We start from the raw sequence: 25,076 nt of genomic DNA on the forward strand, positions 1-25,076 counted from the left end.
ATATTTAGCGAAATATTTTCTAACAATTGACGTTATGACTGATTACCAATTACTTACTTGAACTGCATAGGTCATGTATAATACTCTTGACTGGAAAAACCGTACATATTTATGATTCTTTAGTATTAGAGTGGAGGGGGAATTTAGGCATGAAAGCCGAATATATAAATTCGTTCTTGGAATCTGCCACGTCGGTCATCGAGCAGTTGACCCAGGTTCGTCCGACGAGAGGACAGCACGGGCTTAAAGAAATCGAGATGCTGGACAACTACGTTTGGATTCAGATCGGCTTAACGGGACAGATGGACGGGAATGTTATGTTTGGCCTCCATGAAGGCGTCGCTCTCAAGCTCGTATCGGCGATGATGGGCGGCTTTTCGATGACGGAGCTGGACGACATAGGCCGGAGCGCCATTTCGGAGCTGGGCAACATGATCAGCGGGAATGCCAGCACCATTCTTTACAATCAGGGACTTAACGTGGATATTACTCCTCCCCGGATCATTCTCCCCGCCAGCGCCAAAATCTGGACCCCCCGCCAAGTGATCTCGGTTCCATTAATGATGGACGGAATCGGCGAATTGGATATCCAAATGGTCGTTGCATAGTTTCTTGCCCCCATATTAAAATAAGTAGAATGGAAGGCTTTCGCGCCTTCTGTTTTGCTTTGTATTCCCGTATGTGCTTTGTTAGAATATGGTAAGAACGTCTGGTGACGTTCACTTGTTTTATTAGATCAATACGGGGGATGGATATGCCGAAGTCTATAGCCGGTCAAATTATAGTAGTGACGGGAGCTTCCAGCGGGATCGGTGAATTACTGTCCCGAAAAATAGCCGCGGAAGGAGCTTTCCCGGTTATGATGGCGCGCTCGGAAGACAAGCTCCGGCAGATTTCCGAAGAGATCCAGGAGGAGCATGAATGGATGCCGGTGGATGTCCGGGATGAGGATCAGGTTAACCGTGCGATGGCACAGGTATTGAGCAAGCATGGAAGAATCGATGTGCTTGTGAATAATGCCGGGTATGGAATTTTCGAGCGTTTGGAGGATGCATCCATGTCCTCGATCGAAGATATGATGGACGTTAATTATTTCGGAACGGTCAGATGCATTAAAGCGGTGCTTCCCCATATGATGAAGGCCGGAAGCGGACAAATTGTCAACATAGCATCCATGGCGGGGAAGGTAGGGTCGGCGAAATCAACCGGCTATTCGGCAACCAAGCATGCGGTGCTCGGTTTTACCAATTGTTTAAGGCAAGAGCTGGCAGGAACGGGAATTACAGTATCCTCCGTAAATACGGGACCGATCGATACCCCTTTCTTCGACCGTGCGGATCCGAGCGGACAGTATGTTAAAAATATATCCTGGTTCATGCTTAAGCCCGAACAGGTGGTTCAGGCCATTATTCAAGTCATCCACCGCAAGAAGGCGGAAGTGGACCTGCCCTTCGTTGCTGGTATCGGCAGTAAAATGTATCAATTGTTTCCCCGGTGGGCGGATCGCTTGTTTGCCTCCGTTCTGAACCGGAAATAGATCAGACCTTAAAACGGCGGGCGTAGTAATCACCCGATTAAACTATAATATGAAAGACTGGGGGAAAATAAAGTCGAAGAAACGATGGAGCGAAAAACGGACATGACAACGGATCGGAACGGGGAAAACAAGACCTGCCCTTACCCGGACGGCCATATAGTACATAAGGAACGTCTGGACAGGCCGGCAACGGATGTCACTGCCTATAAGGTGACTTATGCCAGCAAAGGGCTGTTGGTCAAAGGCTACCTGCTTCTTCCTAAGCGGCCGTATCCTCTTCCGGGGCTTCTATATTGCCGTGGAGGAATAGGGCGTGTCGGGATGGTGCAGCTTCCGCGCATGACCGCTCTGGCCAAGCTGGGCTACATTGTGTTCGCTCCTTTCTATCGGGGGAATGACGGAGGCTGGGGAAAGGATGAATTTGGCGGGGAAGACCGCCACGATGTCTTTAGCGCAGTTGCTTTGCTTCATTCGCTTGACGAAACGACGGGCGATCCGGTATCGCTTATCGGTTTTTCGCGCGGTGCGATCATGGCGCTTCTGGCCGCGAGGGAATGCAGTGGGATAGGGCCCATTGTCGTATGGAGCGGGGTAAGCGATTTGAGGCTTACCTATGAAGAAAGAGTGGACCTGAGGAGGATGCTCAAGAGGGTTGTAGGTCACCCGCGTAAGGATGCGGAGAAATATAAGGAGAGATCGCCCGTAGAGTGGGCCACCCATATTTCCCATCCGATTCTGATCATTCATGGAACGGAGGACGATCATGTCAGCCCTGAGCACGCGCGCCGGTTAGCCCGGGCTTTGGAAGCGGCGGGCAAGAAATATACGCTTATGCTGATGCAGGGATTGCAGCATCGGTTTTCACAAGCAGAGGAGCAACGGACCTTAAGAGAGATCCATGACTGGATCCAGACCCACTTGAAGAATGAAAGTCAACAATAGATAGTGATAGTAAACATTAGCAAACTATGGTTACCCTTTTGTACATCCTCTTGTAGTAAAATAGAAGACGATCTGAACGGATGCAGTCATGCAAGTGGGGGAACGCTATGCCAAGTCACTTAATTCTTTTATACGATGCGGATTTTTATTCACTGTCTGAATCTCTACAGCGGGAAGTCTACCGGGAGTTTTATACTTTGGTCTACCCGCTTGTATTCGCCATGGTCCGGGATCATGGGGCCGCTGAGGATATTATTCAGGATGCTTTTCTGAGAGCCATCGACAAAGCGGCGCAGGTGGAAGAACCGGAAAAATTCGAGAGCTGGTTGAAAACGCTAACAAAAAATTATACGTTAAGTTTTTTAAGAAAATGGAGTCGACAGCGTGATGAATTGCTTTCTGATGATGTCTTTCTATACAAAGAGTTCTCCATGAACGGGGAGGCCCTGCCTGTAGACAAGGAAGTGGAGCTGACGATGATGAAGGAGGCAATCGCCCGTTACTTGGATAGATTGAAGCCGGAGTATCGGCAAATCGTGGAAATGAGGTGGATTCATAATCTTTCTTATAAGGAGATGGCCGATGCGCTTCAGGTGACGGAAGGCAGCATTCGGCAGAAGCTGTTTCGCGCACGGGAGGCTATTAAGAATAAATTAAAGGAGGAGTGGGGAAACCGATGAGGAAAGAGGAAGAATGGGATCGGCTGTTGGATTCGGTCTTCGAAGATGCCGTTCGTGAGAACTATCGCTGCGAAGTCCCGGATCCTACCCCCTCTTGGGAGAAAGTAAGAGAGAAGCTGAAGGCCGAGAAGAGGAGGAGGGCGAGAAGAAGATGGCGAAGCAGGATAGCGACCATTGCGGCTTCACTTCTAATTGGGGCCTTCATATTCAGCACCCCTCAGATCACGAACGCTTTCGCTCCATTGACTGCAATATTTAAGCAATTGACCGGTAATATGCTTAGCTTTTTCTACGGGGAGTCCGGGTTGGAGGAACGGACAGGGGCGAAGACGTCGCCGCCTCCACCGACGGAGGAGCCGCCTCCACCGACGGAGGAGCCGCCTCAAAACATTCCCGAGGATCATTCGGACGGTTCCCGGGCTTCAACGACGCTGAAGATATCGATGGAGGAAGCGAAGCAGAAGTCGTCCATCCCCTTGCTGGAACCGCAATATGTCCTGGACGGATATAAGCTCGATTCGGTGAAGCTTTCCTTGGACCAGCACGGGCAAACCTTGAACGCGGTTATCTACTATGAAAATGAGGAAGGCGGAATTTATCTGGTCACGCAGAGTGTGCTGGAATTAAATACGGTCTATACCACCTTGTCGGACGAGAACGACACGGTCAAGGATGTAGAAATTAAAGGTCGCAAGGGGAAGCTGATCCAGGGAAGCGACAAGAATGATATGATTCTGACCGATGAGGGCCGCTTGATCAGAATTACCGGTCAAATCTCTGTAGAAGAGCTGTACAGCATTGCCGAAAGTCTTCAGTGAGAGAATGTTCCGGCAGGAGGACTTGAAGGAGAGGTTTCGGGAAGCGGAAGCTGATTTAATCTATTGTATAGACATACGGAAGGGGCGGAAATGGTCCGCCCCTTCTTAAATTCATCCACCGATCCTTAAGCTCCCTTAGAGAACTAGAATCGAGTTTCCTGTAGTATATCCTCTTTCAAAATCTGTCCCCTGAATGACCCAGTGATAGCCAAGCACCCTGTAATAATAGCCTGTCAGACAATCCCGGGTGTCGGAACCATAGACGGTGATGTCATTACTGTCCTTGAATTCGATTTCCTTCAAATCAATCCACTCTTTGCCTGTCCACATTTGCAGTGTCAGCTTGAGTGCAACGGTGCTGACCTTCTGGGTGGCGAAAGTAGTTCCCGAGAAGCCAACCTTCCCATTGCCTCTGTCGGTAATCGACACGTTTCCGGAATCGAGGTATTTATGCCAGGGTTCGAATTTGTACGTTCCGAAATCTCCCGGAGCAGGGGTAAAGTCGCGGACGAAGATCGGTTCCGGATGCATGTCGGATTCCGGAGGCGGAGCTGTTTTTGCCCCGTTAGGGTACGGAGATGCCGGTTCTGCAGCGGCTGTGCCGGCCATGGCAAAGCAGAGGACAAGGGTAAGAACGAGCAGCAAGGATGGCTTGAACATACGATTTAGGGTCATTTTAAATACCTCCCATTTTTATATTTTTATTACATATATTGGACGATTCAACTCTATGGAAAGTTTGTCCAAAATTGTGAACATTTTGTGAACATTGTACAAATGAGCCGATGGTTGTGGCCCGGCTCATTTTCTTAGGCTAGTGGAGGGATGGCGGGTGTTCTCGCTGCCGTCTCGGCAGCAAGGAACGGGGCGAAGGTCATCTTGGTTCAGGACCGTCCGGTGCTCGGAGGGAATGCCTCCTCTGAAATTCGTATGCATATTGTAGGAGCTTGTCCGCGAGGCAAAGAAATGGAGACGGAAGCGAGGGAAACCGGCATTTTGGAAGAAATCCGCCTGGAATGTGCGGTCCGGAATCCTCAGAGCAGCGCTAGCATGCTGGATTTGATTTTATACGAAAAGTGCCGGGCGGAGCCTAATCTGCAATTGCTGCTGAACACTTCTTTGGTAGGAGTAGCGATGGAGGGCGAGCGGATAGTGTCCGCTCAGGCCAACCGCGAAAGCACGGAAGAACAGTTCGACCTGAATGCCGAAATATTTATCGATTGCACAGGAGATGGACGGCTTGGCGCAGAAGCCGGGGCTCTGTTCACTACGGGCAGGGAAGCTGCCGATGAGTACGGCGAGTCCGGAGCTGCCGCGAACCGCGACAGCTACAGGCTGGGCTCTTCCTTGTTGTTCACAACGCGCGACATGGGTAAACCTATGCCGTTCACTCCGCCGCCCTGGGCGCGCCAATTTACCGAGGAGGACTTGAAATTCCGCAGCCATAGCTCGTGGGAATACGGGTATTGGTGGGTGGAATATGGGGGGACTCGGGATACAATCAAGGCTAATGAGGACATCCGCGACGAGCTTCTGGCTATTATGCTGGGAGTCTGGGACCATATTAAAAACAGCGGCCATCATCCGGAGTCGGACACATGGGCGCTCGATTGGTTCGGCTTTCTGCCCGGCAAGCGTGAATCGCGCCGTTTTATCGGCCGGCATGTCCTGACCCAGAACGATTTGGAGCAGGCGGTCGATTTTGAAGATGTCATCGCGTACGGAGGCTGGTCGATGGACACGCATCCTCCCCGAGGAATTGACGCGAAGGAGGAGAACCCGTGTAATCAGCCGATGACGCCATACATGTACGGTATCCCCGTGCGATCACTGATCAGCCGGAACATAGGCAATCTGATGTTTGCCGGACGGAATATTTCGGCGACGCACATTGCCTTCTCCAGCACTCGGGTTATGGCGACCTGCGCCGTCATGGGGGAGGGCGCGGGGACGTTCGCCGCCAGCGCGATACGACGGGGCATCCCGCTGCAGGAGGCCTGGCAGAATAAATCCGTTATATACGAGGCACAGCAGCAGCTTCTGCGTCAGGGCGCCTTTCTTCCCGGCAGGAGACTCGAAGACCGAAACCTGGCGGCACAGGCAGAGATTACCGCTTCTTCCGAACAGCCCGGCGGGGAAGCGTCCAACGTGGTGGACGGTTATGCGAGAACAGTGCATGGTGCCGGAGGGGTCAGGCCGGAGCTGACAACGCCCGGCACGCATCGCTGGATGGCGGAACCGTCCGACCGTGAGCCGTGGCTGAGTCTAAGCTGGCGGCAGCCTGTCGATCTCTCGCAGATCACCCTCGTTCTCGATACCGGCCTGCATCGTCAGCTTACGCTGACACACGAGAAAGGCTTTCGCCGCAGAATGAAGTGGGGCGCCCAACCGGAAACGCTCAAATCGTTTACGATTGAAGCGGAGCAGGACGGAAGCAGGACAGAAGTTATACATGTCGAGAATAATTACCAGCGTCAATTGGACTTCCCTGTCCGGCTGTGGAAGGTAAGCCGTTTAACCATCCGGGTTCATTCGACGAACGGGCTGGACCATGCCAGAATAGTGGAATTGCGATGCCAATAGCGAATACGATAAGATAGAATCCCCCGGGACAGCTCGATCCTGTCCCGGCGGTGAATGACAAAGTGGGACCGTTGCCTTGCGGGTGGCGGTCCTTTTCCTTCAAAATATAAGAACAGGTATAAGTTTTCACCTTATACCTGTTCTTATATTTCATCGGTAAACGCGCCTGTCCTAAGGACGGCGATAGCCGTTTATCCTTGTTTCTTCTCGAGATTGGAATAGTCGCCCGCAATCTTCTATAATAATTAACAAATGATTAAAAAAAGCCCGAGAATACTTGGAAGAGAATAAAATTAGAAAAGAGGAATGGCATGCAAGCGAGTTTCGAAACGTTATCGCTGGACAATGATTGGATCAAGAAGCTCAATGCGATGAAGATCGTGACCCCTACCCCGATCCAGGCCGAAGCGATTCCGGCCATACTCGAAGGACATGATCTCATTGCCCGTTCCCAGACCGGGACCGGGAAGACCTTGGCTTATGTTCTTCCGGTGCTGGAGACCATCGACCGTTCATCCAAGCGGCTTCAGGCTGTCATTCTGACGCCGACCCGGGAGTTAGGCATGCAGGTTCTTGAGGTGATAGAGTCGTTGGTTCCGGATACCGGGATTATAGCCCAGCCGTTGATCGGAGGAGCCTCCATTCAGCGGCAAATCGACAAGCTTAAGCTGCATCCCCAGATTGTGGTGGGAACGCCGGGGAGGGTGCTGGAGCTGATCAAGCTGAAGAAGCTGTCCATGCATTATGTGCGTACGATCGTAGTCGATGAAGCGGATGAGGTTTTCCGTCTTGGCGAGAGGAATGAAGCAGAGGCGATTATTAAAAGCGCCTTGCGCGAACGACAGCTTGTTTTCTTTACAGCTACGGTTTCCAACGAATTGCGTGATTGGGCTGAACGGTTAATGAAAGCCCCGATTACCCGTCTTAGCGTAGACCCCGATCAAATGGCACCCTCTTCCATTGAGCATATCTACTTTATAAGCGAGGAGCGGGACAAGATCGACACCTTGCGGCGCCTGGTCCGGCTGTATCATCCGAAATCGGCGATCGTATTTATTAACGATACCGACAAGGTGGGAGAAGTGGCTGCCAAGCTGCAATACGTCGGTTTGTCGGTGGAAGCCTTATACGGGGATTCCGGGAAACAAGAAAGAGCCCGAACGATCAAGCGTTTCCGCGAGGGCAAGTTTCAATTGCTTCTTGCCACCGATGTGGCATCGCGCGGCCTTGACTTTCCGGAGGTGTCGCACGTCTTTAACCTGCAGCTTCCCGTAGACCCGGATCATTATGTGCACAGGGCAGGAAGGACCGGTCGAATGGGACGGAGAGGGACCGTCGTGTCGTTGGCCGAGGTCGGGGAACTGTTCATCATCGAGAAGTTTTCCAAGGCGATCGGAACCCCTATCGTTCACAAAGATATGTATGAGGGAGTTATCATTGATCCCGCTGATAAGCGGGGCCGCCGTGCCGGCAGAATGAAGGAGCAGGCTGTTATTTCCAGTGTTAGTCCCCAAGCAGACAAAGAGCAGTTCAAGAAGCGGACCGGAACGCTAAAAAGAATCCAGGACTCTTCAACGAATTCACCTGCACCAGGATCTTCCGCCAAGAAGGCCAAGACGAGTCGGCTGCGCGACCGCAAGAACAAAGGCGCTCCCAAATGGCTGAAGAATAAAAAGCAGTAGAGGATGACCCTTGTGAAAATAGCAAAAAGGCTGTTCACCCTAATAGTTCTGCTCCTGGTACTAGCTGTGCTCTTGACTGCGGCCTTATTGTTTTATGTAAAGCCGGATAAGACTCTGGACCTGAGCTACCGCCCGATAGATATCAGGGATAAAATAGAACAGATGATCCGTAACCGGCAGCTTTCTTTTACCCTAAGCGAAGAGGAAGTCAACAGTTTGTTCAAACGAGCGATCAGCGAGCATCCGCTGCCTCTCCCTCCGGATATCCGAATAGAAGGGGCGGATGTTCGTCTGGCTGAGGGCGGGCTTGTAGCAGACTTCAACCTTCGGTACAAGGAGCGAATTCCAATAGCGGCTACCGTATACCTGCGCGCGGAATGGCGCTCTCCGGAATTAGTTGTTGAACTGGAACGGATCAAGGCGAAGCAGCTTACTCTGCCGCAAGCTGTGGTGGAGGGGCGCCAATATCGCTTCCGGCTGGACGAGCATCTTCCTTCCTTTATCCGAATAACGGATATCGGGATTCAGCCCGGGGGAGTTCGTATCGATTGGGAGGTCGATCAAGGCCGGGTGGAGGAACTGCTGGAGGACTTTTTGCACCATCGGGGGTATTAGGTAAACCGTCCAGCTTGTTTCCAGCGAACGATTTTCCGATCAACAAGAAGAACCTCGGATCCCGCATTGGGGTTACCGAGGTTCTTTGTCTTGTCGAAGATAATATGACCGTAATCCTTACGGGAACGAACACGATTTCCTGCCATTAATTATCGTATTAGAGTGACCTTACTTGGATCTGGAGTACTGCGGAAATATAATTTCACCGGCATTCAGCTTGCGGATCTCTTCTTCGGTCCATCCTGCCAGCTTGTTGGTCGCCTGAATATTAGTCAGTTTGATCTGATACTTCTCCTGCAGATAAGCATGCAGTTCCGGCCAATCGCTTTCCGTCAGCTCCTTAAGCTTCTTCTTGCCATCGATTTGAGCGAGAATCACTCCGATCGATTCCGCAGCCAGAGCCGTATTCGGCTGGATTCTGGCGCTGCCGTAAGCGATGGCGGAGGAGCCGACGTTTTTACCGGCCATAATGACATTATCGTAATTTTTCAGCAGGAAGCTGCGCAGCGGCATCCCGTATTTATCCGGTCTGCCCATCTCGATGCCCCACTTCTGTACGCTGATACCCTGCAGATCGAGCGGATATCCTCCAATACTGACATTATCATAGAACATGCGGCCGCCCAGCATGTCCGAAACCTGCATGACATAATCGGTCTCGTAATGATCGTACTCGCGGATGTACAGGTAATCCGGGAATCCATTCAGCTCCGCATTTTCCCAGCCGACGATGTTCTTGCGGAAGTGCTCCAGGATCAACGGGATTTCTGCCTTCCCAAGCTCTATGGCTTCCTTCACGGACTGCTCGTCCGCCGGATTGACATCATAGATCAAAAAGGCATTGATAATCACTTCCCCGTCCCGCTGGTTAACGGCGTTCAAGCCCCGGAGGAAAACCCGGTCATTGCTGGGCTGATAGGCGGACGTCATTCCGCTCAAGCCAATGGCATAGCTTTCGTTAACATTCCCGTAGCCGTACTTTTTGTTCCGCTCGGCGGCAGTCAAGCCGTTGAAATGAGTTTTGAATTTTTGCCAATCGACATTTTTGAATTTCATCATCATGCCTGCGCTCATATACTCGATTTCGTTCTTTCCGTAGAAAGCCTCGAGTCCCGGTAACCGGTTTACTTTCAGCTGACCGGCCATCGCTGCATAATCGGTATTTTCCACAAAATAGGAGGCGGTTATCCGGTGGTGGGAGCCATCGGCCTTCACGTAAAGGATAGAAGTTACCGTTTCCTCGCCGTTCGCGCCCGGCTTTGTTTCGATCTTCTTCAGCTGTATCCCCGATTCGATCGGTATGCCTTTCGCCAGCTTGTTGTTGTAATAGTCAGTGAACTCCGAAAGCTTGCGAATTTGACCGGCGCGGAAGCCGTCGAACAGCTCCTTGGCTCTTCCTTGGACCAGCAGCTTGCCGCTGCCGTCTCTCGTTTCATCCAGGAACAGCATCTCGCCCTGCAGCAGCTGCCCTCCGATCTTCTCGCGGGGGTCAAGCACTACGACATCCAAGCCTTCATCCTTGGCTGCCCTTGCCAAATACATTCCTTCCATTTCGCTGCCGATCACGACGATATCCGTAGAGGCCTCCTCAACGTCCGGCTCGGGTTCCGGTGTCGGTTCCTCCTTAACGGCCGCTGAATCAGGATCACTACCCGATAAATCGGTTAGCGCTTTCGGTGCAGGCCCATTCATAACAATGACTGCCAATACGGCTGCCACGAGAAGGACTAGTCCGGCTAAGAGGGTCCATTTCAAACGCATAATCTTCTTATCTCTCCTTCTTCAGGTTGTTTCAAGGGTCGTTGCTTGCAAGAATGCGGGTTTAAGTAGGAATAGCCACTTTGTATAGTCTAACATTTTCCTGTTACCCCCTCAAACGATTTCTATCCGGCGAACCGTGTAGTGTACTAAGGGAACCTTTCGCGAACAGGTCTGATCCCATTTTATTATGTGAAGGAGAGTAGGACATAGATGACAAAAAATACACCATCTTCTATCAAAAAACTGCTGATCGGCGGTTTGACGGCCACCTTCGTACTGGGAGGAGCATCGTCCGCTTTAGCTTCAGACCATCCCGGAAAAGGAAACTGGGAGAACAGCAAGAAAGAGCAGTCGAAATGGGAACAGAAAGCAGAGAAGGAAAGCAAGGGTAAAAAAGATACGAAAAATAAATTCAAAGCGGATTTCAATGATATGGTCGGCGGAGATGTGGAATGGGCCAACCGTCATATTGCGAGTCTTGCAGCTCTGAAGGTATTCGAAGGCTATGAGGATGGAACGTTCCAGCCGCGCAAGCCGGTAACCCGCCTGGAAGCAATCACCGCAGCGGTCCGTTTGTTAGGATTGCGGGATCAAGCGGAGTCGGAAGAGGCGAAGAACTCTCCGTTGAATTTCAAAGATGCCGATAAGCTGACAGAGAAATATCCATGGGCTGTCGGATATGTTTCCGTCGCTCTGAAGAATGATTTGTTCCTGGAAACGGAATCTTCCATTAAACCGGAAGCACCGGCGGATCGTCTCTGGGCAACGATGCTGCTCGTCAAGGCGATGAAGCTTGAGGATGAAGCGAAGGCCAAGATGAATACGAAGCTTGATTTCAAGGACGCCGACCAGATTCCGGCCGGAGCGGTAGGATATGTTGCCGTTGCGCTGGAGAAAGGATTAATCCAAGGCTATGAGAACGGCAAGTTCCTCCCCAACAAACCGGTGACTCGCGCTGAGCTTGCTGCCCTGCTTGATCGTACGGGAGACCAAATTCCGGACGTGGGCCATTCCTTGCGTGCGGGTACGGTAGTTTATGGCGTGAGCAACAACACGCTCACTATCCGTCAAGGCAATGAGAATGTATACTTGAGCTTGGAACCGGATGCCTTTATTTTCAAGAACGGAGTTCGGGTGAAGGCGAGCGATATCCAGCCGGGGGATTTTGTTAAGGTCCGGTTGTATAACAATACTATCGTCTTTGTCGATGTCATCCACAGCGAGTATGGGAATGCCTTGATAGCCAGAGGAGGATTTGAAAAATTCACGGTGGATCAGCAGGGAAAAATCAGCTCGATCACAATCACCGAGAAGGTTAACGGACAGGAGAAGAGCGTAACCTATGCGGTAGAGGGTGACGTTCGCTTAATTGGCGATACCTCCAAGCTGGTTCTGAACCAGCCGAAAACCCAAGTGGAATTGAGCGGCAAAAACAACAAGGTTCAAATCATTCAAGTGATCCAGAATTAATAGGACTAACCGATATTTAATAGATTATCCCGGCAATGATATGCTCCCCTTATTGTAGCAGGTTATATAATAAAACCTGCTACTTTGAGGGGGGCTTTTTCATGTCCAAAGTATGGATTTCTGGTCATTCTTAACAATCCAAATGATGGGGAAGCCTAACTTGAAGGAAGGTGGAGCTCCTTAAGTTATCCCCTCGGAACCACTCTTTAGTTTTGGGCAGACAGGATGGTAGCGCTGAATACTTCTCGTATGACGTAGAGCGATCTTATTTCTTTTTGTAGGGCTGCCCATCCATTAGAAATCATGGTGTCGCCGTGCTCTGCATCAACTTCTTTTTAATGCTTGCTTTACGTGATCTGTCGCACTTGAGCGAAGAAAGTTACGTTCATACAATCTTTTGGGGTTAGCGCTCTGACGTAAATACACCGGGTTGATTTAATACTACGATAATTTCTCCGTTTGCATATGTTGATGAGTGCCAAGTGTGCTTCATACTAAGGAGCTCAACGCACGCAGCTTTGTAGTAGATCTTGGGGGCCGGTCGAACTATCTGAAAATTTAGGGGAAAGGGAGTGACATTTATCTATTTGCGTATGTCTACTATATATTAAGCCTTATCAAGGAGTATGGGATATTGTGTAATAATTTGTATAAATTTCCAAAAAAATATAGACAAATACAAATTTCAAACTATAATTGGATATAAACACCTATTTTTATTCAAAGTGGAAAAAAACATGTAGAAGGGTGGTGTTTACTTTTATTGTCACTTATTTGCTTAAGTATCCAACCTGTTTTTGCACAGAATGAAAAAACTCCCGATGACCTTCAAATTCAGAAGAACTATCTAGCTGAGTATGGAGTAACAGATGACGAATTTATTAAACTTGAGCACCACAAAGATACCTTAATTAGCCTTATCAAGAAAAAAAATCTTAACAAGGAGCAGGCAACCAATCTAAAAAATAGTATGTTAAATCTGGAAAGCGGTAACATTATAACGTTACCGGTGAAGGATGGTCTAGTTTATGATAATGGACACGCTTTTCCTGTCCCTCATAGAAGTATCCCTGCCGAACAAAATAAAAATGGTAATGAAACGTTAGATACTTTCACACACAATCAATTGGAACCTCAGCTATTGGATAATGAAAAACTTTCCTCTCCTTTACACGGATCGTTATCTTCAGATGCCGAAAGTCACACAATTAACGTACTGCCACCAACTTCATGTGGTTCAGGGGAAGGTTACCATTATATAGTATCTTCAGGTTATGGATATAGACAAGCTAGCGGTGATGTAACTTTACCATGGGGATATGCTGTCACTAAATATGTAAACAGCAACGGAATAGAAGTGCAAAATGATATACCGTACATCTTCTTTGGGATATATGTTAATGGAGGCGGAGGTGCTGATGCAGGTATTTGGTACCGAGGTTATGATGCTAAAGATGCTTATGGAAATGTAATAGCTCCCGCTGGATGGTATACTTTTGTAAATGGGTTTAGAGCTTATGATGGAGATAATGCATGGCAAAACGGTTACCAGAAAATCCCAACAGGAGTTCCTTTGCAACTTGTTGTAACAGAGTTGAATAACGCAATTGAGGTTACTGTGTATAATGAAACTAATTGGTCAGTAGCGGCACATAATGTTTTTTCTCGTGCTGCTGCCAATGGCTTTAACCAAAACGGTACCAATACAAGGTGGAACTCAGAAATTAGTTTAGCGCAGCATTGTACGAGTCCCGGACTTCCATATCGCCAGAATGGAGCGTACATGCTTGGTTCTATTTGGGATAATATTTATCTATATACCACATCTGGGTATGGCTTGTGGGATTCAAGAAAGACAACTAGTAACGGTTGGGAGCCAGGATTTAGAACAAATGTCACTTCAGAGTATATTCATAACCCATATTACAAATATCAAGCTTCTATTGACTATAGATATTAACAAATTTAATAAAAGGGGCTGGCTCACACTTAGAGCAGCCTCTTTTATTAAATTGGTCTATATAGTATTATAATCAGACATTAACATTCATTGTTTCTGTAACATACGCTAAGAAAGAAATAAGTTGGAGTGAATCAGTTTTGCGGTATGCTTGGAAAGTGGGGAAGCACGAATATAATTGTATTATTTTACGAAAATGAGAATAAAAGATGCAACATATTTTCTTCATATATCGTCAGATTAATTGTACAAATTCATTTTGATATTATCTAAAAGTCTATAAGGAGAAGAATTTTTAAAAAATCTTATTTGGAGCTGATGGATTAATGAAAAAGACTATCAAGGGGTTAGTTTACGGTTTAACCATAGGGTTAACCGTAGGATTATTTAGTACAGCGTATGCAAGTGATACGATCCAAGCTTTTCTCTTTCCGTCAAAAATTATAATAAATGGGAAGGAGGCAGTAATTGACAATGAGTATAATATAATTAATTATAACGGTCATGCTTACTTGCCGATACGTTATATTGGTGAATATATTGGAGGAACAGTCGATTTTATTGAGAATTCCAATACTATTACGTTGAATTATTTACCGTATGGAAGTAAATTTTTGACCGATTCAACCTCTCCATCTTTTCATGTAGGCAACATTCATATTGAACAAGATGGAAGCAAATCTGTCGTAACCGGACTTATGTTCATTGATGATGATGCTTCAAATAGAGCTCATTCGATTTCCTTTTCACTCAAGTTCTTGGATAGTACTGGAAAAGAACTGGGCACCTATATTCATCCCTTAGTTGATCTGAATAAAGGGGAAATCACTTACTTTGAAGGTTCTTTGGATGCGGATGTATCCTCTTTTAGTGACGTTATTCTAGATACCGGAATCTTTGACAGGGTTAAGCTCCCCCATAATATGTGAGCGTTAAGGCCTACAATAAGCTAACCTATTGATCCGCAAATAGTTATCGATATTTATTGGAAGCGTCCGAATCCATGTTAAATTAATGGGACGATGGGTAGATGAGGTCGGTGGAGGAAGTTGTCTCAGCGAAGCGTCCTACGTTTATGTTGATAGTATACTTCCCAGTTAAGGAGCACAAAACAATCTCTTGTAGGTATTCCGAAAAAACTTTAATTTTATTATAAAGATCTATCTGAAGTAGGAAAACGGAAGTGCTGCCGAATGACAGGGATAACGGTCAAAAGGACCGGGAAAGGGACACGTGCCCATGTAAAGTAACTGAGCGTAGGGGATAACGGTCAAAAGGACGGAGACAGAGACACAGGCCCATGTAAAGTAACTGAGCGTAAGGGATAACAGTCAGAAGGATGGGAAAAGAGACAACGACCAAATGGATGCCGATATCATGACCGGTTTCAAGCTTTAGCGCAACGAAAAAGAGCCAACCGTATGGGTTGGCTCTCTTTCGTAAACATTTCGGCTTAAATCCGTATAGCTCTCTGTAATAAACGGTATCGTTACTTAAACCGCCGCTTCTTCCAAATCTTTAACTCCTTGATAGATCAGATGGAACAGGTCTTCAATCTTCTCTTCCTCTATACACGAGAAGGCTACCCGCAGATCGGTTTCGCCCAGGGCAATTGTCCCGATTCCATATTTATCCAGAAGGTGAGAACGCAGCTGTTCGGCATGCACCGATTTCAACTTAAGACACATGAAGTATCCTGAATTGAAAGGATAGTATTCCCAGACGTCGTCGAATTTGCCACTGTCGAGAACGCTCTTTACTTTATTGGCGCGCCCCTTCATAATGGCGAATTTTTCTTCCTTCTGCGCTTGGAAATCCGGCGATTTCAAAGCATGCAGGACGAAGGTTTGCGACGGATGAGGCCCGCTGGAAATCGTTGCGCGGATAATGCCCAACGTTTTTTGCTCCAGGGCACTCAGGACCGCTTCGCTGGTAGAGCCGTAGGTGATGAACCCGACGCGGAAGCCCCAGACATATTCTTCCTTCGTAGCTCCGTCGACCTTAACGGGAAGGATGCGCGGATCCAGGCCGCACAGCGAGCCGAATAGGGACTCGTGGACCGAATCCTCGAAGAAGAGCCCGAAATAGGCATCGTCCGTTACGGCCACGACACGGATTCCCGCTTCAGCTCCTGCTTGGATGGCGGCAACGATTTCACGGCCTTCCTCAGGACCCGGGGTGTAACCGGTCGGATTGTTGGGGAAATTCAGGATGACTATAGCTTTTCCCTTCTCTTTCTGAGCAAGAATAGCATCCCGCAGCCCTTGGGAGTTGAACCGGTTATCGGCATTATAGAGCGGGTAATGAACGATTTCCGCTCCTCTGCGGATACCGAAGGTCAGTTCATAGTTTTCCCAGTTCTTGTCCGGGATAATGACGGCGTCCCCATGGTCTGCGAACAAGTCGGCGACAATGCTCAAGCCGTGTGTCAGAGCGTTCGTCGCGACCGGATTGCCGAAGCTCTTGCCCTCCAGGCTGGGGTTCTCCTCCAGCATCTTCTTCCTCCAGGCTGTGCGCAGCTCGGGCTTGCCGGCCGGAGGGGCATATTCATAAATATCTTTGGGAGAGTAAGCGGACAAGGTATCCTGGATAACCTTAAGATGCATCGGCTGTCCGTTCTCCAGGGCAATGCCGATCGTTGCGTTATATTTATCCGCCTTTGCCTTCGCTTCGGCGGACTGGCTAAGAATTCCCACTTTAGGGAAGTAAATTTGTTTGCCCAGTCCGGAGAGCATGCCGTAGACATGCGGGTTTTCCCGTTCGATAGTTTCGTTAAGTTGTTTAGCCAGCTCGTTCATAGAGGATTCATCCTTCCCAACAGCGATAGTAAAGATTTTAGGGAATATTATATCATTTTCCTCGCAGGGAGTCATCCGTTTCAAGGAAAGGGGTGATTGTCTCCGATCAAGGAGGAAGGCCGGGCCATAACTTGGGTTGATAGGTTTGAATAATGGAAAAATGCCGGTCTTAATTGACCGATCAATGCTGATAGTTTTGCCACGGTACGTTACCAAAAATCTGGTAAATTGGCACTTTTTCATTTTATTTGTTAGTATAGTAGATGTGCACTGTTCTTTACCATTACTCAAGGAGGATTTACTAGGTATGGAAATTCGTTACGCTACTCATCCGACAGAGGTCAAGCAGTATGATACGGAGCGTCTGCGGAAAGAGTTTTTAATGGAGGGCCTTTTTGTTCCAGGCCAGCTTAAGTTGGTATACAGCCACGTAGACCGTATTATTACCGGAGGGGTTATCCCGACCAATGAACCGATTCTGCTCGATGCCGACAAGAAGGAGATGGGATCCGCGTTTTTCTTGGAGCGCCGCGAAATCGGTATCATTAACATCGGACCGAAGGGAACGGTAACCGTAGACGGTACGGACTACGAGTTGGAAACTAAAGACTGCCTGTATGTAGGAAAGGGCAGCAAAGAGGTAATCTTCAAAAGCGCGGATTCGTCCCAGCCTGCGAAATTCTACCTCAGTTCGACTCCCGCTCACAAAACCTATCCGACGGTTAAAGCGGCTCTGTCCGATGCACAGCCGAATCACCTCGGATCGATCAGCCAGTCCAATGAGCGGACAATCTATAAGTTCATCCACAATGAAGGAATTCAGAGCTGTCAGCTCGTTATGGGAATGACGCTTCTGGAGCCAGGAAATATGTGGAATACTATGCCTTGCCATACACATAATCGCCGAATGGAAACTTATCTGTACTTCGATATGCCGGAAGACGGAGTAGTGTTCCACTTGATGGGTGAGCCAACTGAAACTCGTCACCTCGTAGTCCGCAACGAACAGGCGATTATTTCTCCAAGCTGGTCGATTCACTCCGGTGTTGGAACAAACAATTACACCTTCATCTGGGCCATGGCCGGAGAAAACCAGGAATTCAGCGACATGGATATGGTCGATATGAAAGACTTGAAATAATAGGATTGAAGCCTTCCCTCGGGAAGGCTTTTTGTTTTTCCCTCAAGTCGGATGAAATCCGGTTTGCGATCTATGCCTCTGTAGGGTCGTTACCACTGTCTTTATGAGCCGGACAATATTTCCTCATCAGCCTTGCCGTCTCTTCATCCAGTTCTCTCTTTCGGCTGTTCAGCGAGGTAATAATGGATTCCCGGACCTCCTCCTGCAAATTTTGGCCGAATTTGAATTTGGCAGACATCTCCATAATCTTTATGGCGAGAACGGCCACCCCTTTGATCCTTGGACGGTACTCCGGATCTTCGGCCGTAATCGGCCTGTAACCTCCTTCCGGCTGCAGCTTACTCATGAAGGCCTGCAGCGCTCCGGCTTTTTCCACAGGATCTTCCACCAATTCAGCCGTTCCTTTAATGAGGACGGATTTGAAATAGGCGGTGGCCGGACAAGCCATTTCCGGATCGGTATAATAGGACGGGATCAGGGAATGTTCCTTGGCGATCAAGAAGGTGACCTGTTTACACGCCTTCAGATGCTTCATCTTCTGGCCGTTTCGGCTGCCGTGAAAATAGATTTTTCCCTGGTGGTAGACGTAATTGACCGGGGTGACGTGAGGCCAGCCATCTTCTCCTGTCGTGCCTAGACAGCCGTATGTCATCTCGTTCAGAAACTGCTCCACTTCCGCTTGCTCGTTCATTGAAAATTCTTTTCTCCTCAAGCCTAACACCCCTTTGTTTTTATGAGCTATCCTATATTGTTGTACTTGTACTAAATGATTTGCTTCCGTCCGGGAAGCCTATGATCGGAACCAGTAAGGCCGGATTCTTCAAGCCCACTTTTTAAAAAAACTCCTGGATCCTTCTGCTGTCCACTTGCTAACAATCCTAATCGTTTTATTGACATGAAAAAAGATCCATTTTACTCTATTTTTAATAGACCATTGACGATGGAGAATAGATTGCCGGAGGCCTTATGCAGACGGAGGTGAATGAAGTGGATTTCCAGGTTCACTATTTGGAATATACCAAGCGCTATCCGGCCAAATATGAAGCGCTGTTTCAGGCGATTAAAGATGCGATTACAGACGGGAGGCTGCCTTATGGGACCCGGCTCCCTTCGACAAGAGAACTGGCGAAGCTGTATGCGGTATCGCGGGGAACGGTCAATGTCGCTTATGAAATGCTTGCAGCTGAAGGGTATATTGCCTCACAGACCGGGAAAGGGACGTTCGTTACCCGGAAAGCCGCCCCATCCGGGCAGGCGGACCGGCCCGCGGTCCCGCTGCGGTTTTCCCCGTGGGGGAAACGAATGGCCGAGCTGCCGATGCGTTCCTTTGCTGCAGGGCATAAGGGGGTCCCGGACCGGATCAGCTTTCATATCGGAGAGCCTGATTTGACTGTCTTTCCGAATTCGATATGGAATAAATATTTGTATGCCCAGGTCAGAATGCAGAGGGAAAGCTGGCTGGAAGATGCATACGAAACTGCCGGACATGCTCCGCTGCGCCGGGCGATCGCCCATCACATAGGCCGGACAAGGGGAATACGGGCAGAGCCGGATGATATTGTCATCGTAAACGGATCGATGCAGGCGATCGGCTTGCTCGTCATGCTGCTTGTGGCCCCGGGAGACCCTGTCGTTATGGAAAATCCGGGATATGGCGGTTTTCGCCATGCGGTGCTGGCCGCCGGAGGAAAGATTCTGGCAGCGTCGGTGGACGAGGAGGGAATCGTGCCCGAAGATTGGGAGGCGCGATTGGCGCTGGTGACCCCCGGGAGACAGTTTCCGACGGGACATGTATTGACGATGGAACGGAGGCTGAAGCTGCTGGAATGGGCCTCCAGGAAGGGAGGAATCGTAATAGAGGATGATTATGACAGCGAATTCCGTCATCGCGGCAAGCCGCTGGAGCCGCTGAAGGTGCTGGATCGGGAGGACCGGGTGGTGTTCATCGGAACATTTTCCAAAACGATGCTGCCCCGGCTTCGCATCGGTTATGCCGTGCTTCCCCGCAGCCTTCGTGAGGTTTTTGTTAAAGCGAAGCAGCTGTTCGAGCCTCATCCAACGGCAGTGCTGGACCAAGCGGCACTGGCTGTCATGATGAACAGCGGTCAATATGAGCGGCATCTCAGGCGGATGCGAAGAGTGTACAGCCGTAAATACTCGGCACTGCTGGATAGACTGAAGGGACGGCTGTCCCACTTATTCGAGCCTGTGGAATCGGAAGCCGGACTGCATTTGTTCGCATGGTGGAGACGCTCGCCCGAACAATTTGCGGAATACGCCGCAGCCTGCCGCGAGGAAGGGGTGCAGTGGTCCGAGACCTCTTCCTACTTTGTCGGAAAAGCTGGATGCTCTGCCTGTTTCGGCTTCTCCCATCTGAGCTTGTCTGAAATAGAAGAGGGCATCGAACGGATGGTCCGGGCGTGGCAGCGGATATAACAGCTCAACCGAGCCAACCGAGCGTGCATTTGAAAATAGCAGCCATTCCTTGCCACAAATTGGGCGGCACAGTTGTTATGTCTAGGGATGGCGGGGCTCCCTGTCGCTCGCAAATCGGACGAATTAGCTGTAATTTATGCAGGTAAATTCAAGCGAATGGTGAAAAGTGATTAAAGTAAATGGAAAAAATAGCAGTTAAAATCGAGTTTTATACTGAAATCGCCTTTTTTGCACAAACTAATATAGCTGCGGTTTTGAGGCTGTCGATTTAATGTGGAAAAGGTGTTCAACTGGATGATTGTAATAGTAAAAGCAAAATTGTCTAGCATCAATGAAACTAATATAGTAATGGATAAAAGCGAAAATGTGACGGAACTGGGATACCTTATTTCGTCAAAATAGGCGGTTTTTGTAAAATATAAGAAAGTATAAGTTTCGACTTATACTTGTTCTTATATTTCATCGGTAAACGCGCCCGTCCTAAGGACGGCGATAGCCGTTTATCCTTGGACTAACGGAACCAGACGCGCTTATTTCATAAAATTATCCTACTTTCGCCTGCATTTCTTGGGAATAAGGTCATCTAGTTCCGTTAAAATGACCGAAAGGCCCTTTTGGAGCGATTAAGGTCGTCTGGTTCCGTTAAAACCAAACCGTACAAGGTTTCCATGATCATAAATCGTACACCATTAATCGACAGCCTCGTTTTTTTTAGTTACCGCCTTTCGCTTCAGAGGAACAAACTAGCTGTATGAAATCCAGTTAGACGCGCGATTCTGCGATTACGGCACACGACAAGGATATTTAACGAGTTTCAAGCTGCGAAAGTGGAGTGATGAGAAATAACGCCCAATAGACAGGTCTGAAGCCAATCAAATGTGAATTCATCTATACAATGGGGCGTCTCTGAACGAGAAAACCTCCGGGCCTCTCTACAGAGGCGCCGGAGGTTTATTAATTTATAAGTTAGGGGCTCCCCGCAAAGTACTCGGAATATGCTTCAGAGGCTATACGTCACTTTGTGGGGGGTTTACAGAGGCTCCCCGCAAAGTACTCGGAATATGCTTCGGAGGCTATACGTCGATGGCGACCGACAGGTCATGTATGTTTGTGGGGTTATTTTATTCCTCTCCCATTTCCGCATTCCATTCCCTGATTTTGCGGTCCGAAGGAAGCAGCATCGTCAATATCCCTATTATCGGCAGGAAGCCGCAGGCAATCATTGTGAAGGAAATCGACGTAAGGTCGATCAATTTCCCGAGAGCGACGGCTCCCAGCGCCCCCATCCCGAAGGCCAGGCCGACAATGAGACCGGAGACGGTGCCGATCTTGCCGGGCATAAGCTCCTGGGCGTACACGACGGATACCGAGAAGCTGGAAAGGACGATAAATCCGATCAGCAGAAGCAGGACGAACGCCCATACCTGACCGACAAACGGCAGCAAAATGGCGAACGGAGCCGAGCCGAGCATAGAGAAGGCCAGGATGTTCCTCCTGCCGAATCTGTCCGCCAGGGGGCCTCCCAACAGAGTCCCCAGCGCGCCGGCGGCCAGAAAGGCAAAGATGAAATATTGCGCGGTTTCCTTGCTGATCCCGAAATTTTCTATCGCATAGAACGAGTAATAATTAGAGATCGCCGCATGGTACCAGGACCGGGCAAAGACGAGAAAAACGAGCAGATACAGGGCAACGGTGATCTGCTTCTTCCGCTCGGCCTGCAATCCGGACGCCCGGCTGCCGCGAGTCTTCGGCTTCGGAGGATGGGCCGCCAAATAACCGCGGTACCATCTGGCAATGTACATCTGCACTCCGATCGCCGCTGCCGCAACGACCGTAAACCAGGCCGCTCCGGACAAACCGAGGCGGTAAAAAATAAAAATAGCCATCAGCGGAGCCAACGCTTGGCCGGCGTTGCCGCCTACCTGATAAATCGATTGCGCCAGCCCTCTTCTCGATCCGGCGGCCATGTAAGAAACGCGGGAGCCTTCCGGGTGGAAGACAGCCGAACCAAGGCCAACGAGAAGCACCGAAAGCAGCATCATGGTATAGTTGCCGGCAAATGCGAGCGTAAGCATCCCGGCAAAAGTAAAGACCATTCCCAACGGCAGGAGGAATGGCGAGGGCTTGGAATCGGTATAGGCGCCCACTATGGGCTGCATGATGGAGGCCGTGAAATTGAGCGAAAAGGTAAGCAGACCGATTTTCGTGTACGAAAGCCCCATCGAGTCCTTCAAGATGGGATAAATGGCGGGGAACACCGCCTGGATCGAATCGTTAAACAGATGGACCAGACTAACGAGAAAAAGTATCCGATACAAAGTCGGCTTTGGATCCGGCCGGGCTATGCCGGCCGCTACAGCGGTTTGCATATGTTGTAACCTTCTTCCCATGAATGAAAAATCTTATGTTCTTAGCGAAAAATCAATAAATCGAACCGTCAGTCATCACTTCTTGCTATGAAAGGTTCCGAGCCGTTCCCCCATCTTGACCTTGCTGCCGATGGCCAGGCCGTCTCTCGGATCGAAGGTGCCGTTCTCCATGAGGAGGACGACGGTGGAGCCGAACTCGAAATAGGCCAGCTCATCTCCCGCCGCGAGCTCATTCGGCAAAGGCTCGACATACTGAATGCTGCTGACATTCAGGGCTCCGACCTTGACGACCGCAAGCTCTCCGAAGGGATGCTTGAGGTAAGTAACGAGCCGTTCATTCCGGCTGAGCACCCTTCTCATGTAGCGAAGGCCGAACTCGTTCACCGGGTATACCTTGCCCGGAATATGCTCCTTCTCGATCACCGTTCCCGACACCGGAGAATGAATCCGGTGATAATCGGTAGGGCTAAGGTATAGCACATAATAGAAGCCGTCTTTGTAGTTAAGCTGTCTCGGGGATTTATTCAGCAATTCTTCCAGCGTGTAATCCTGCCCCTTCACGTTAACAATCTGTCCGGACGCTATCGTCCCCATCCCCGTGATGGCGGCGTCAACCGGACTGATTAAAGCCTCGGCGGTCGTATCAATCGGTCGCAATCCGGATTTCAGTCGGCGGGTAAAGAAATCGTTCAACGATTTATATTCAGCCACAGGCTTCTCGGCATCTTCTATTCGAATTCCATATGATTTGGCGAACCATGGAATTAGAGAGCGGCTTATTTTCGATTTGGCAAAGGCTCCGGTCAATCGGGAAACCGATTTTCGCGAAGAAAGTTCGGTAAGTAAACGAAAAAATCGTTTTGCCATATAGTGTATTCACCTGTTTTCCCATGAATTAATAATCTATGAGGACTATCTTGACATAGAAGGAACGACAAATCAATAACCTAATCCATACATATTTACGTTAAGTGCGATTCTGTAGTACATTCAAGAGGATAGTTTAATATATGAAAATAGTGAGAGAGGATGTATGGAAATGCCTTTAGTAGACATGCCCTTGTCCGAGCTGGAGAAATATAAGCCGGCACTGACGGCGGAGCCGGATTTTGACGCCTTCTGGGGGGAGGCTAAACGCGAATCGTCGGCTGTTCCTCTGCAGGCTAAAGTGGTTCCGGTCGATTATCCGGCCAAGAATGTATCGGTATACGATGTCACTTACAACGGAATGGATGGAACGCCTATTCATGGAATCTATCTCGTTCCCAACGAATCCATGACTAAGCGCCCGATGCCGGTCATCGTTAAATACCACGGGTACACCGGCAGGGCGGGCAGACCCCAGGATTATATGCACTGGGTATGTATGGGGATCGCCGTCTTTGCCATCGATGTGAGAGGGCAGGGCGGGCTGTCACCCGATTACGCCCAATATCCAACCGGCAGCGCCCCGGGATGGATGACCTTGGGGATTCTTGATCCTTCGCGCTATTACTACAAACAAGTTTATATGGACTGCGTTCGGGCAATCGATTTCGTATGTGAACGTGAGGAGATCGACACCTCCCGCATTATCGTCTCAGGCAACAGCCAGGGCGGGGGCCTGACACTGGCGGCAGCGGGCCTGGATGACCGGCCGAAGCTGGCCCTGCCGATTTTCCCGTATCTGTGTGACTTCCGCCGTGCGCTGGAAATCTATACGACCGGACCGTATGCCGAGATCAGAAACTGGTTCCGCATCTACGACCCGGAGCACGAACAGGAAGCGCAGGTATACAGAACGCTCAGCTACTTCGACGGAATGAATCATGCCGCAAGGGTGGAAGCCAAGACGATGATGGCCATTACGCTTCAGGACACCACCTGTCCGCCTTCGACTTGCTTCGCCGCCTTCAATCATCTTCCCGGGGAGAAGGAAGCGAAGATTTATCCGGACTTCGGTCATGAGGGGCTTCCGTTTCATGAACTGGCTATGATGCGTTTTGTGGAAAAGCATCTGTAGTCAAGAACTTTGACAGGCTCTCCGTTAGCAGAGGGATAAGCCGGCATATCATACAATGCCCGGATGAGGGGAAATGGGCCGTCCATTAGGGCCGTTTGACAGAAGGCAAAGCCGATTCGACAAAATTAGAAGCTGACAGGTGTAAAAACTTCCCATCAAATGACATACAATGTGCCACGCATAAGCTATACTATTGTTGCAAGCCGTCATCATTTTATCCTGGACTGTTCAATGCTTCATTATTTCAATGGAAGGGGAGAGCAGGTATGGCACTCGCTAAAT

20 protein-coding genes are annotated in these 25,076 nt (G+C 49.3%); 14 read left to right on the plus strand and 6 right to left on the minus strand.

Features of this window, described 5'->3' with window-relative positions:
* Positions 1-149 precede the first annotated feature (149 nt).
* The 5 genes from FS806_RS19125 (at position 150) to FS806_RS19145 (ending at position 3,977) form a co-directional block, all read left to right on the plus strand.
* On the plus strand, positions 150-608 hold the full coding sequence (locus FS806_RS19125) for a chemotaxis protein CheX (RefSeq protein WP_144939836.1): 459 nt from the start codon (positions 150-152) through the stop codon (positions 606-608).
* Between the two features lie 146 nt (positions 609-754).
* Positions 755-1,537 carry an SDR family NAD(P)-dependent oxidoreductase gene (locus tag FS806_RS19130; protein ID WP_144939838.1) on the plus strand — a complete coding sequence of 261 codons (783 nt, stop codon included), beginning with the start codon at positions 755-757 and terminating at the stop codon, positions 1,535-1,537.
* Positions 1,538-1,621: 84 nt separating this feature from the next.
* Positions 1,622-2,479 (plus strand): alpha/beta hydrolase family protein, encoded by an 858-nt coding sequence (locus FS806_RS19135; protein WP_260982175.1) that lies wholly within the window; start codon positions 1,622-1,624, stop codon positions 2,477-2,479.
* 107 nt (positions 2,480-2,586) lie between these two features.
* Positions 2,587-3,159, plus strand: a complete 573-nt coding sequence (locus tag FS806_RS19140; protein WP_144939842.1) for an RNA polymerase sigma factor — start codon at positions 2,587-2,589, stop codon at positions 3,157-3,159.
* Positions 3,156-3,977, plus strand: a complete 822-nt coding sequence (locus tag FS806_RS19145) for a DUF4367 domain-containing protein (protein ID WP_144939844.1) — start codon at positions 3,156-3,158, stop codon at positions 3,975-3,977. Before FS806_RS19140 ends, FS806_RS19145 begins: the two co-directional genes overlap by 4 nt.
* 135 nt (positions 3,978-4,112) lie before the next feature.
* Here the strand turns inward: FS806_RS19145 and FS806_RS19150 are convergent, their stop codons facing one another.
* Entirely contained in the window at positions 4,113-4,652 is a 540-nt protein-coding gene (locus FS806_RS19150) for a hypothetical protein (RefSeq protein WP_144939846.1), read from the minus strand.
* Between the two features lie 150 nt (positions 4,653-4,802).
* Here FS806_RS19150 and FS806_RS19155 point away from each other — a divergent pair, with 150 nt between their 5' ends.
* The 3 genes from FS806_RS19155 (at position 4,803) to FS806_RS19165 (ending at position 8,857) form a co-directional block, all read left to right on the plus strand.
* Positions 4,803-6,560, plus strand: coding sequence for an FAD-dependent oxidoreductase (locus FS806_RS19155; protein ID WP_144939847.1), 1,758 nt, complete (start codon positions 4,803-4,805; stop codon positions 6,558-6,560).
* Between the two features lie 311 nt (positions 6,561-6,871).
* On the plus strand, positions 6,872-8,242 hold the full coding sequence (locus FS806_RS19160) for a DEAD/DEAH box helicase (RefSeq protein WP_144939849.1): 1,371 nt from the start codon (positions 6,872-6,874) through the stop codon (positions 8,240-8,242).
* A 12-nt stretch (positions 8,243-8,254) separates the two neighbouring features.
* Positions 8,255-8,857, plus strand: a complete 603-nt coding sequence (locus tag FS806_RS19165) for a hypothetical protein (protein WP_144939851.1) — start codon at positions 8,255-8,257, stop codon at positions 8,855-8,857.
* A gap of 168 nt (positions 8,858-9,025) precedes the next feature.
* Here the strand turns inward: FS806_RS19165 and FS806_RS19170 are convergent, their stop codons facing one another.
* Positions 9,026-10,618 (minus strand): FAD-dependent oxidoreductase, encoded by a 1,593-nt coding sequence (locus tag FS806_RS19170; protein ID WP_144939853.1) that lies wholly within the window; start codon positions 10,616-10,618, stop codon positions 9,026-9,028.
* A 210-nt stretch (positions 10,619-10,828) separates the two neighbouring features.
* Here FS806_RS19170 and FS806_RS19175 point away from each other — a divergent pair, with 210 nt between their 5' ends.
* The 3 genes from FS806_RS19175 (at position 10,829) to FS806_RS19185 (ending at position 14,977) form a co-directional block, all read left to right on the plus strand.
* Positions 10,829-12,088 (plus strand): S-layer homology domain-containing protein, encoded by a 1,260-nt coding sequence (locus tag FS806_RS19175; protein ID WP_144939855.1) that lies wholly within the window; start codon positions 10,829-10,831, stop codon positions 12,086-12,088.
* Between the two features lie 763 nt (positions 12,089-12,851).
* Positions 12,852-14,048 (plus strand): hypothetical protein, encoded by a 1,197-nt coding sequence (locus tag FS806_RS19180; RefSeq protein WP_144939856.1) that lies wholly within the window; start codon positions 12,852-12,854, stop codon positions 14,046-14,048.
* 326 nt (positions 14,049-14,374) lie between these two features.
* Positions 14,375-14,977 (plus strand): stalk domain-containing protein, encoded by a 603-nt coding sequence (locus tag FS806_RS19185; protein WP_144939858.1) that lies wholly within the window; start codon positions 14,375-14,377, stop codon positions 14,975-14,977.
* Positions 14,978-15,541: 564 nt separating this feature from the next.
* On the opposite strand, the gene FS806_RS19190 is transcribed toward FS806_RS19185, so the two are convergent.
* Positions 15,542-16,846 carry an aminotransferase class I/II-fold pyridoxal phosphate-dependent enzyme gene (locus FS806_RS19190; protein ID WP_144939860.1) on the minus strand — a complete coding sequence of 435 codons (1,305 nt, stop codon included), beginning with the start codon at positions 16,844-16,846 and terminating at the stop codon, positions 15,542-15,544.
* A 307-nt stretch (positions 16,847-17,153) separates the two neighbouring features.
* Between FS806_RS19190 and kduI the strand changes: the two genes are divergently transcribed.
* On the plus strand, positions 17,154-17,987 hold the full coding sequence (gene kduI, locus FS806_RS19195) for a 5-dehydro-4-deoxy-D-glucuronate isomerase (protein ID WP_144939862.1): 834 nt from the start codon (positions 17,154-17,156) through the stop codon (positions 17,985-17,987).
* A 70-nt stretch (positions 17,988-18,057) separates the two neighbouring features.
* Here the strand turns inward: kduI and FS806_RS19200 are convergent, their stop codons facing one another.
* Positions 18,058-18,699, minus strand: a complete 642-nt coding sequence (locus tag FS806_RS19200; RefSeq protein WP_144939864.1) for a pyridoxamine 5'-phosphate oxidase family protein — start codon at positions 18,697-18,699, stop codon at positions 18,058-18,060.
* 254 nt (positions 18,700-18,953) lie between these two features.
* Between FS806_RS19200 and pdxR the strand changes: the two genes are divergently transcribed.
* Positions 18,954-20,423, plus strand: a complete 1,470-nt coding sequence (gene pdxR, locus FS806_RS19205) for a MocR-like pyridoxine biosynthesis transcription factor PdxR (RefSeq protein ID WP_144939866.1) — start codon at positions 18,954-18,956, stop codon at positions 20,421-20,423.
* A gap of 1,121 nt (positions 20,424-21,544) precedes the next feature.
* Here pdxR and FS806_RS19210 read toward each other — a convergent pair.
* Both FS806_RS19210 and asd read right to left on the minus strand, forming a co-directional pair.
* Positions 21,545-22,792, minus strand: a complete 1,248-nt coding sequence (locus FS806_RS19210) for an MFS transporter (RefSeq protein ID WP_144939867.1) — start codon at positions 22,790-22,792, stop codon at positions 21,545-21,547.
* Positions 22,793-22,867: 75 nt separating this feature from the next.
* Complete coding sequence (asd, locus tag FS806_RS19215; RefSeq protein ID WP_144939868.1) at positions 22,868-23,659, minus strand: archaetidylserine decarboxylase; 792 nt, start codon at positions 23,657-23,659, stop codon at positions 22,868-22,870.
* A gap of 172 nt (positions 23,660-23,831) precedes the next feature.
* Between asd and FS806_RS19220 the strand changes: the two genes are divergently transcribed.
* On the plus strand, positions 23,832-24,794 hold the full coding sequence (locus FS806_RS19220; protein ID WP_186328437.1) for an acetylxylan esterase: 963 nt from the start codon (positions 23,832-23,834) through the stop codon (positions 24,792-24,794).
* Positions 24,795-25,076: the final 282 nt, after the last annotated feature.

This window comes from Paenibacillus sp. 32O-W, assembly GCF_007679495.1.
In the GTDB taxonomy this organism is placed as follows: Bacteria; Bacillota; Bacilli; order Paenibacillales; family NBRC-103111; genus Paenibacillus_L; species Paenibacillus_L residui.

What these genes read in the sequence shown, in the direction of transcription:
- FS806_RS19210 (WP_144939867.1), bottom strand. Translation starts at nt 22,792, where the DNA reads ATGCAAACCGCTGTAGCGGCCGGCATAGCCCGGCCGGATCCAAAGCCG.
- FS806_RS19140 (WP_144939842.1), top strand. Translation starts at nt 2,587, where the DNA reads ATGCCAAGTCACTTAATTCTTTTATACGATGCGGATTTTTATTCACTG.
- FS806_RS19155 (WP_144939847.1), top strand. Translation starts at nt 4,803, where the DNA reads ATGGCGGGTGTTCTCGCTGCCGTCTCGGCAGCAAGGAACGGGGCGAAG.
- FS806_RS19145 (WP_144939844.1), top strand. Translation starts at nt 3,156, where the DNA reads ATGAGGAAAGAGGAAGAATGGGATCGGCTGTTGGATTCGGTCTTCGAA.
- FS806_RS19170 (WP_144939853.1), bottom strand. Translation starts at nt 10,618, where the DNA reads ATGCGTTTGAAATGGACCCTCTTAGCCGGACTAGTCCTTCTCGTGGCA.
- FS806_RS19190 (WP_144939860.1), bottom strand. Translation starts at nt 16,846, where the DNA reads ATGAACGAGCTGGCTAAACAACTTAACGAAACTATCGAACGGGAAAAC.
- FS806_RS19150 (WP_144939846.1), bottom strand. Translation starts at nt 4,652, where the DNA reads ATGACCCTAAATCGTATGTTCAAGCCATCCTTGCTGCTCGTTCTTACC.
- pdxR (WP_144939866.1), top strand. Translation starts at nt 18,954, where the DNA reads ATGCAGACGGAGGTGAATGAAGTGGATTTCCAGGTTCACTATTTGGAA.
- FS806_RS19135 (WP_260982175.1), top strand. Translation starts at nt 1,622, where the DNA reads ATGGAGCGAAAAACGGACATGACAACGGATCGGAACGGGGAAAACAAG.
- asd (WP_144939868.1), bottom strand. Translation starts at nt 23,659, where the DNA reads ATGGCAAAACGATTTTTTCGTTTACTTACCGAACTTTCTTCGCGAAAA.
- FS806_RS19220 (WP_186328437.1), top strand. Translation starts at nt 23,832, where the DNA reads ATGCCTTTAGTAGACATGCCCTTGTCCGAGCTGGAGAAATATAAGCCG.
- FS806_RS19175 (WP_144939855.1), top strand. Translation starts at nt 10,829, where the DNA reads ATGACAAAAAATACACCATCTTCTATCAAAAAACTGCTGATCGGCGGT.
- FS806_RS19185 (WP_144939858.1), top strand. Translation starts at nt 14,375, where the DNA reads ATGAAAAAGACTATCAAGGGGTTAGTTTACGGTTTAACCATAGGGTTA.
- FS806_RS19160 (WP_144939849.1), top strand. Translation starts at nt 6,872, where the DNA reads ATGCAAGCGAGTTTCGAAACGTTATCGCTGGACAATGATTGGATCAAG.
- FS806_RS19125 (WP_144939836.1), top strand. Translation starts at nt 150, where the DNA reads ATGAAAGCCGAATATATAAATTCGTTCTTGGAATCTGCCACGTCGGTC.
- FS806_RS19130 (WP_144939838.1), top strand. Translation starts at nt 755, where the DNA reads ATGCCGAAGTCTATAGCCGGTCAAATTATAGTAGTGACGGGAGCTTCC.
- kduI (WP_144939862.1), top strand. Translation starts at nt 17,154, where the DNA reads ATGGAAATTCGTTACGCTACTCATCCGACAGAGGTCAAGCAGTATGAT.